This window comes from Streptomyces sp. NPDC020884 (assembly GCF_044333935.1).
Lineage (GTDB): Bacteria > Actinomycetota > Actinomycetes > Streptomycetales > Streptomycetaceae > Streptomyces.
The window spans coordinates 1-8,744 of the sequence record NZ_JBIRRY010000003.1 but is presented as its reverse complement, the minus strand read 5'-3'; the positions used below and the strand labels follow the sequence as shown (position 1 = coordinate 8,744).

Sequence of the window (8,744 nt, the reverse complement as noted above, 5' to 3'; positions counted from 1 at the left end):
GAGCAGCTCGATGACGGACGAGCACAAGCTCCGCCTGTATCTGAAGAAGGTTACGGGGGAGCTGCGCACGGCGAACCGTCGCGTGCGCGAGCTGGAGCAGCGCGATCTTGAGCCCCTCGCGATCGTGGGGATGAGCTGCCGGTATCCGGGTGGGGTGTCCTCGCCTGCCGAGCTGTGGGAGCTGGTGGAGCAGGGGCGGGACGCCGTGTCGCCGCTTCCCGACGACCGTGGCTGGGACGTCGAGCGTCTCTACAACCCCGACCCCGAGCAGGTGCGCAGCGTCTACTCCAGCGGCGGCGGCTTCGTCGAGGGAGTGGCCGACTTCGATGCGGGGTTCTTCGGGATCAGTCCGCGTGAGGCGTTGGCGATCGATCCGCAGCAGCGGTTGATGCTCGAGGCGGCCTGGGAGGCCGTCGAGCATGCGGGCATCGACCCCACATCTCTGCGCGGCAGCGACACCGGTGTCTTCTGCGGTGCCCTGACCGCCGACTACGGGGGTCGTATGCCCCCGGAGCTCGAGGGCTTCCGGCTCACGGGCACCACGACCAGCGTCCTCTCCGGGCGTGTCGCCTACACGCTGGGGCTTGAAGGTCCCGCCGTCACGGTCGACACCGCATGCTCGTCGTCACTGGTCGCTCTGCACCTCGCCACCCAGGCCCTGCGGTCCGGTGAATGCTCCATGGCCCTGGCCGGTGGTGTGACGGTGATGGCGAGTCCCTTCCTGCTGACCGAGTTCAGTCGTCAGCGTGGGCTCGCCTCCGATGGTCGGTGCAAGTCGTATGCGGCGGGTGCGGACGGGACGGGGTTCTCGGACGGGCTGGGTCTGTTGGTGCTGGAGCGGTTGTCGGACGCGCGGCGTCTTGGGCACCGTGTGCTGGGTGTCATTCGTGGCAGTGCGGTCAATCAGGATGGTGCGAGTAATGGTCTGACGGCTCCGAACGGTCCGTCGCAGGAGCGGGTGATTCGTCAGGCGCTGGCGAACGCGGGTCTGACGGCTGCTGAGGTGGACGCCGTCGAGGGGCACGGGACCGGGACCCGGTTGGGTGACCCGATCGAGGCTCAGGCGTTGCTTGCGACGTACGGTCAGGAGCGCGTGGACGGTCCGTTGCGGCTGGGTTCGATCAAGTCGAACATCGGTCATACGTCGGCGGCTGCGGGTGTCGCGGGTGTGATCAAGATGGTCATGGCGATGCGCAACGACAAGCTCCCGGCCACGCTGAATGTGGATGAGCCGTCGCCGCAGATCGACTGGGAGTCCGGAGAGGTCCGCCTCCTGACAGAGGCCGAGGACTGGCCCGCCTCTTCCCGTCCCCGACGCGCGGCAGTGTCGTCCTTCGGAATCAGTGGGACGAACGCGCACCTGATTCTGGAAGAGGCGCCGGAGGTTTCGGCGGAGCCGGACGCTGAGGCTCCTGTGCCGGTGGCACCGGTGCTGCCGGTGGTGCTGTCGGGGAAGAGCGGGGTGGCGCTGCGGGCGCAGGCGGGTCGTCTGCGGGATCACCTGCTGGCGTCCCCGGGACTGGGTCTGGGTCTGGCTGATGTGGGTCTGTCGTCAGCTTTGACGCGGGCGCAGTTGGAGGAGCGGGCCGCTGTAGTGGCCTCGGACCGTGAGCAGTTGCTGGCGGGGCTGGCGGCTCTGGCTGATGGTGTGCCGGCTGCTGGGGTGGTGGAGGGTCGTGCTGGGTCTGGGCGTACGGCGTTCCTGTTTACGGGGCAGGGTGCGCAGCGTGCCGGAATGGGCGTTGAACTTGCCGCGTCGTACCCGGTGTTCGCGCAGGCGCTGAGTGAGGTGTGTGCAGGGCTGGATCCGTTGCTGGGTCGTTCGCTGCATGGGTTGTTGGTGGCGGAGGAGGGTTCGGCTGATGCCGATCGTCTGAATGCGACGGAGTTCACGCAGGCTGCGCTGTTTGCGGTCGAGGTGGCGTTGTTCCGGCTGGTGGAGTCTCTGGGCATGCGCCCGGATTATCTGATCGGGCATTCGGTCGGCGAGCTCGTGGCGGCGCATGTGGCTGGGGTGTTGTCCCTGGCGGATGCGTGCGCGCTGGTGGTGGCGCGTGGTCGACTGATGGGTGCGCTGCCGGCCGGTGGCGGAATGGCGGCTGTCCAGGCGACCGAGGAAGAGGTTGCGGGGTCTCTGGCCGGGTTTGAGGGCCGTCTGGAGATCGCGGCGCTCAATGGTCCGCGGTCGGTGGTGGTGTCGGGTGATCTGGACGCGCTGGACGAGTGGTTGCCGCAGTGGAAGGACCGTAAGACGACTCGCCTCCGGGTGAGCCACGCGTTCCACTCGCCGCGCATGGAGCCCATGCTCGCCGAGTTCAGGAAGATCGCCGCGACTCTCACGTACAGCGCGCCGCGTATCCCGGTGATCTCGAATGTGACGGGCACGGTGGTCTCTTCGGAGCTGACCGATCCTTCCTACTGGGTGGATCACGTCCGGCGGGCTGTGCGGTTCACCGATGGTGTGCGCTTGCTTGAGCGCGAGGGTGTGACCCGGTTCCTGGAGCTGGGCCCCGACGCCGTACTGACCGCGTTGGCCCGGCAGACGGTGGACACGGATTCCGCGGTGGCCGTGCCCGCGCTGCGGGCGGGGAAGGCCGAGGCGGAGACCTTTGCCGCGTTCCTCGCGCAGGCGCATGTCGCGGGTGTGGAGATCGACTGGGAGGCGTTCTACGCCGGAACCGAAGCGCGACGCGTACCCCTGCCCACGTACGCCTTCCAGCGCGAACGCTACTGGCTCGCTCCGAGTGCGGGCGAGAGCGGTGCCGCGGCGACCGGTCTGGATCGGCTGGACCACCCGCTGCTGAGTGCGGCAGTAGCCCTCGGCGACCGCGACGAATGGCTGCTCACCGGGCTTCTCTCCGCGGAGACGGCGCCCTGGACACAGGACCACGTCGTACTCGGCACGGTGATCGTGCCGGGGACGGCGCTGGTGGAGCTGGCCATGGCGGCCGGTCGCCACGTTGGGGCGCCGGTCCTCGAAGAGCTGGTGCTCGAAGCGCCGTTGGTCCTGGACGGAGACGTGCCCGTTCAGCTTCAGGTCGCTGTCGGGGAACCCGACGAGGACGGTCGCCGTACGGTCGCCGTCTACTCCCGCTCGGAGAAGGGCCGGGAAGGCGAACAGCGCGAGGCCACGTGCCACGGTCGCGGCACGGTCGTTCAGGAGACGGCGGCGGAGCCGTCGGTGCCGGACTTCGGGACGGAGTGGCCTCCGGTGGGGGCGGAGCCCGTCGCGGTCGATTCGCTGTACGAGCGTCTGGCCGAAGTGGGTTACGAGTACGGCCCGTTGTTCCAGGGGCTGCGGGCAGCCTGGCGCGTCGGCGATGACGTGTACGCCGAGGTGGGGCTGTCCGACGGCGCCGGCGGTGAGGGTTTCGGCATCCATCCGGCGCTGTTCGACGCGGTGCTGCACGGGGGGTTGCTGGAGAAGGACGCGGGGTCCCCGGCGGACCTGCCGTTCTCCTGGTCCGGCGTCCGGCTGGGCCAGGGCGGCGAGGCTTCACAGGTGCGGGTCAGGATCGCGGGGACGGCCGAGGCCGGGCTGCGGATCGACGTCGTCGGTGAGCAGGGCGAACCCGTCGTCAGCGTGAACAAGCTCGTACTGCGGTCGGTGGACCCGGCCCGCCTTGCCGGTGCCCAGGGAACCGATGGCGACTCCTTGTTCCAGGTGGAGTGGGTCGTGCTGCCGGAGGCCGATGGTTCGCGGGGTGGTTCGGCGGACCGGGTCGTGGTGCTGGGTGAACTGGTGGCTCCGGGCGATCGGTTCGCGGGTGTGGCGGAGCTGGAGGCGGCCGTCGCCGCGGGTGCGGCGGTGCCCGAGGTGGTGCTGGTCGAGGCCGAGGTCGACGCGGTGGACAGGGAGAGCGCCGCGGCAGCCCGGGAGGTCACGGCGAGGACGTTGGAGTTGTTGCAGCGCTGGGTCGGTAGCGAGCCTCTTGCCGACGCGCGGCTCGTCATCGTGACGCGTCTGGGTGTGGCGGTGGGTGAGGAGTCTCCGGATCTGGCGTTGGCGCCGGTGTGGGGTTTGGTTCGGAGTGCTCAGTCGGAGCATCCGGGTCGGTTTGGTTTGGTTGATGTGGTGGGTGAGGTTCCGGATTGGGGTGTGGTGCTTGCGGTGGGGGAGCCGCAGGTGGCGGTGCGTGATGGTGTCTGTGTGGTGCCTCGGTTGGGGCGTGTGGGTGCGGGTGTCGGGCCTGGTGGGTCGTGGCGTCTGGGTGTGGAGCGGAAGGGGTCGTTGGAGGGGTTGGGGGTGGTTGCTTCGGGTGGGGGGCGGCCGCTTGGTGTGGGGGAGGTGCGTTTGGGGGTTCGGGCTGCGGGTCTGAATTTCCGGGATGTGCTGATTGCGTTGGGGCTGTATCCGGGGGACGCGCCGTTGGGCAGTGAGGCGGCGGGTGTGGTGCTGGAGGTTGGTTCGGGGGTGGTGGATCTGGTTCCGGGTGATTGTGTGATGGGCCTGGTGCTGGATTCGTTCGGGCCGGTTGCGGTGGCGGATCGGCGGATGGTGGTGCGGATGCCGGAGGGGTTCTCGTTCGTTGAGGCTGCTTCGGTTCCGGTGGTGTATTTGACGGCGTTTTACGGGTTGGTGGATCTGGCGGGTCTGCGGTCGGGTGAGCGTTTGTTGGTTCATGCGGCTGCTGGTGGTGTGGGTATGGCTGCGGTGCAGTTGGGCCGGCATTTCGGGGCTGAGGTTTTTGCTACGGCGAGTGCGCCGAAGTGGGATGCGGTGCGTGGGCTGGGAGTGGATGGGGAGCGTATTGCGTCTTCGCGTGATCTGTCGTTCCGGGACCGGTTCCTGGGGGTGACGGGTGGTGAGGGTGTTGATGTGGTTCTCGATGCTCTCGCGGGTGAGTTCGTGGATGCGTCGTTGGATCTGTTGCCGCGGGGTGGCCGGTTCATCGAGATGGGCAAGGCCGATATCCGCGACCCGGAGGTTGTGGCGTCGAGCCATCCTGGGGTGCGGTATTCCTCGTATGACTTGTTCGAAGCGGGTCCTGACCGGGTTCAGGAAATGCTGCTGGAGATTGTGGGACTGTTCGAGCAGGGCGTGCTGCGTCATGCGCCGATTCGGGCGTGGGATGTGCGGCGTGGTGCGGAGGCTTTCCGGTTCCTGCGGGAGGGCCGGAACACGGGCAAGGTTGTCCTGACGGTTCCGCGTCCCCTGGATGTGGACGGGACGGTGCTGATCACGGGGGGTACGGGTGGTCTGGGTGCGCTGTTCGCCCGGCACCTGGCCGAGCAGCATGGTGTGCGGAACTTGCTCCTGGTCAGTCGGCGTGGTCCTGCGGCGGACGGCGTCGCCGACCTCGTAGAGGAGTTGGCAGCGACGGGTTGCACGGCACGCGCAGTGGCCTGCGACGTGTCGGATCGCAGTCAACTGGCTTCACTGCTCTCCTCGTTGGATGCGCCGCTGACTGCTGTGATTCATGCGGCGGGTGTGGTGGATGACAGTGTCCTGGAGTCGCTGACCGCCGAGCAGGTGGAACGGGTGATGCGTCCGAAGGTGGATGCGGCGCTGCACCTGCACGAGCTGACAGCAGGGATGGACCTGTCGGCGTTCGTGCTCTTCTCCTCCGTCGCCGCCCTCGTGGGCAGCCCCGGTCAGGGCAACTACGCCGCCGCCAACGCGGTCCTCGACGCTCTGGCTGCTCATCGTAGGTCGCAGGGTCTGCCGGCTACTTCCCTTGCGTGGGGGCTGTGGGCCGAGGAGCGGAGTATGGCCGGGAGCCTGGATGAGGGCAGTGTGGCCCGGTGGGCTCGGATGGGTATTGGTGCGTTGCCGAACGGGCTTGGTCTGGAGTTGTTCGACCGGGCTCAGGGGCAGGACGCCTCACTGGTCGTTCCGGTGTTGTTGGAGCAGGGTGCGTTGCGTGCGCAGGCGCGCTCGGGGATGCTTCCGGCGCTGCTGAGCGGGTTGGTGCGGATGCCCGCCCGCCGTGCGGAGAGCACTGGCGGTTCGCTGGCCCAGCGTCTGGTGGGTGTGTCGGAGTCCGATCGTGAGCGGGTGGTTCTGGACCTGGTCCAGGCCCAGGTGGCCGCGGTCCTCGGTCATGCCACGTCTGCCGCGATCGTGCCGGACCGTGCCTTCAAGGAGCTGGGCTTCGACTCCCTCGCCGCAGTCGAACTGCGCAACCGGCTGACGCAGGCCAGCGGCGTACGGCTGCCGTCCACGTTGGTCTTCGACCACCCGTCGCCTGTGGCTGTGGCGCGTTTTCTGCTGGCTGAGGTCGGTGGGGATGTTGTTGCGGAGAAGAGGCCGGTGGTGCGGGCGAAGCGGGCGTCGTCCGGGGCCGATGAGCCGTTGGCGATCGTGGGGATGAGCTGCCGGTATCCGGGTGGGGTGTCCTCGCCTGCCGAGCTGTGGGAGCTGGTCTCCCAGGGCCGGGACGCGGTGTCGCCGCTTCCCGACGACCGTGGCTGGGACGTCGAGCGTCTCTACAACCCCGACCCCGAGCAGGTGCGCAGCGTCTACGCCAGTGGCGGCGGCTTTGTTGAGGGCGTGGCCGATTTCGATGCGGGGTTCTTCGGGATCAGTCCGCGTGAGGCGTTGGCGATCGATCCGCAGCAGCGGTTGATGTTGGAGGCGGCCTGGGAGGCCGTCGAGGACGCGGGCATCGACCCGACCTCGCTGCGTGGGTCTGACACGGGTGTGTTCTGTGGTGTGGTGACGTCGGATTACGGCGGTGTGATGCCGCCGGAGCTGGAGGGTTTCCGGCTGACGGGTACGACGTCGAGTGTGGTGTCGGGCCGGGTGGCCTACAGCCTCGGTCTTGAGGGTCCGGCGGTGTCGGTGGACACGGCGTGTTCGTCGTCGTTGGTGGCGATGCATATGGCGTCGCAGGCGTTGCGGTCGGGTGAGTGCTCGATGGCGCTTGTCGGTGGTGTGACGGTGATGGCGGGTCCGTTCTTGTTGACGGAGTTCAGTCGTCAGCGTGGTCTTGCTCCGGATGGTCGGTGCAAGTCGTATGCGGCGGGTGCGGACGGGACGGGGTTCTCGGACGGGCTGGGTCTGCTGGTTGTGGAGCGGTTGTCGGACGCGCGGCGTCTTGGGCACCGTGTGCTGGGTGTCATTCGTGGCAGTGCGGTCAATCAGGATGGTGCGAGTAACGGTCTGACGGCTCCGAATGGTCCGTCGCAGGAGCGGGTGATTCGTCAGGCTCTGGCGAATGCGGGTGTCTCTGCGGCTGAGGTGGACGCCGTTGAGGGGCATGGGACCGGTACGCGGTTGGGTGACCCGATCGAGGCGCAGGCGTTGCTGGCGACGTACGGTCAAGAGCGGGCGGACGGTCCGTTGCGGCTGGGTTCGATCAAGTCGAATATCGGTCACAGTTCTGCCGCTGCGGGTGTTGCGGGTGTGATCAAGATGGTCATGGCGATGCAGCACGGGAAGCTCCCGGCCACGCTGAACGTGGATGAGCCCTCGCCGCAGATCGACTGGGAGTCCGGAGAGGTCCGCCTCCTGACAGAGGCCGAGGACTGGCCCGCCTCCTCCCGCCCCCGACGCGCAGGTGTGTCGTCGTTCGGGATCAGCGGGACGAACGCGCACGTGATCCTGGAGGAGGCGCCGGAGGCCCCGGCGCAGCCTGTTGTCGAGGTGTCGGTGCCGGAGCGGCCTTCTGCGGTGGTGCTGTCGGGCAAGAGTGAGGTGGCGCTGAGGGCGCAGGCGGGTCGTCTGCGGGATCACCTGCTGGCGTCCCCGGGTCTGGGTCTGGCTGATGTGGGTCTGTCGTCGGTGCTGACGCGGGCGCAGTTGGAGGAGCGGGCCGCTGTGGTGGCCTCGGACCGTGAGCAGTTGCTGGCGGGGCTGGCAGCTCTGGCTGATGGTGTGCCGGCTGCTGGGGTGGTGGAGGGCCGTGCCGGGACTGGTCGTACGGCGTTCCTGTTCACCGGACAGGGTGCGCAGCGTGCCGGAATGGGCATCGAACTTGCCGCGTCCTACCCGGTGTTCGCACAGGCGCTCAGCGAGGTGTGCGCGGAGCTGGATCCGCTGCTGGGCCGTTCGCTGCATGGGCTGCTCGCGGCGGAGGAGGGTTCGGCCGATGCCGACCTCCTGAATGCGACGGAGTTCACGCAGGCTGCGCTGTTCGCGGTCGAGGTGGCGCTGTTCCGCCTGGTGGAATCCCTCGGTATACGCCCGGATTACCTGATCGGGCATTCGGTCGGTGAACTGGTCGCGGCCCACGTCGCCGGGGTGCTGTCCCTGGCCGATGCCTGCGCGCTGGTGGTGGCGCGTGGTCGGCTGATGGGTGCGCTGCCGGCCGGCGGTGGAATGGCGGCCGTCCAGGCCACCGAGGAAGAAGTCATCGCGTCTCTGACCGGGTTCGAGGGCCGTCTGGAGATTGCCGCCCTCAATGGTCCGCGGTCGGTGGTGGTGTCGGGTGATCTGGACGCACTGGACGAGTGGCTCCCCCAGTGGCAGGACCGCAAGACGACTCGCCTCCGGGTGAGCCATGCGTTCCACTCGCCGCGCATGGGTCCCATGCTCGCCGAATTCCGTTCTGTGGCTGAGGGGTTGTCGTTCAGCGAGCCGCGTATCCCGGTCGTTTCCAACGCGTCCGGCAAGCCCGTCTCCATCGAACTCACCGATCCCTCCTACTGGGTCGATCACGTCCGTAGCGCGGTGCGTTTCACCGATGGCGTGCGGGCACTCCGCGAGGAGGGCGTGACCCGGTTCCTGGAGCTCGGCCCCGACGCCGTGTTGACGGCGTTGGCCCGGCAGAGCGTGGAGGAATCGGCGGAGGAGTCGTCGG

1 protein-coding gene is annotated in these 8,744 nt (G+C 68.2%); it reads left to right on the top strand.

The genetic code is table 11. The features are described 5' to 3' along the window. Positions 1-10: 10 nt before the first annotated feature. The coding region (locus ACH4UK_RS10915; protein WP_398355732.1) for an SDR family NAD(P)-dependent oxidoreductase at positions 11-8,744 on the top strand (8,734 nt) is incomplete at its 3' end.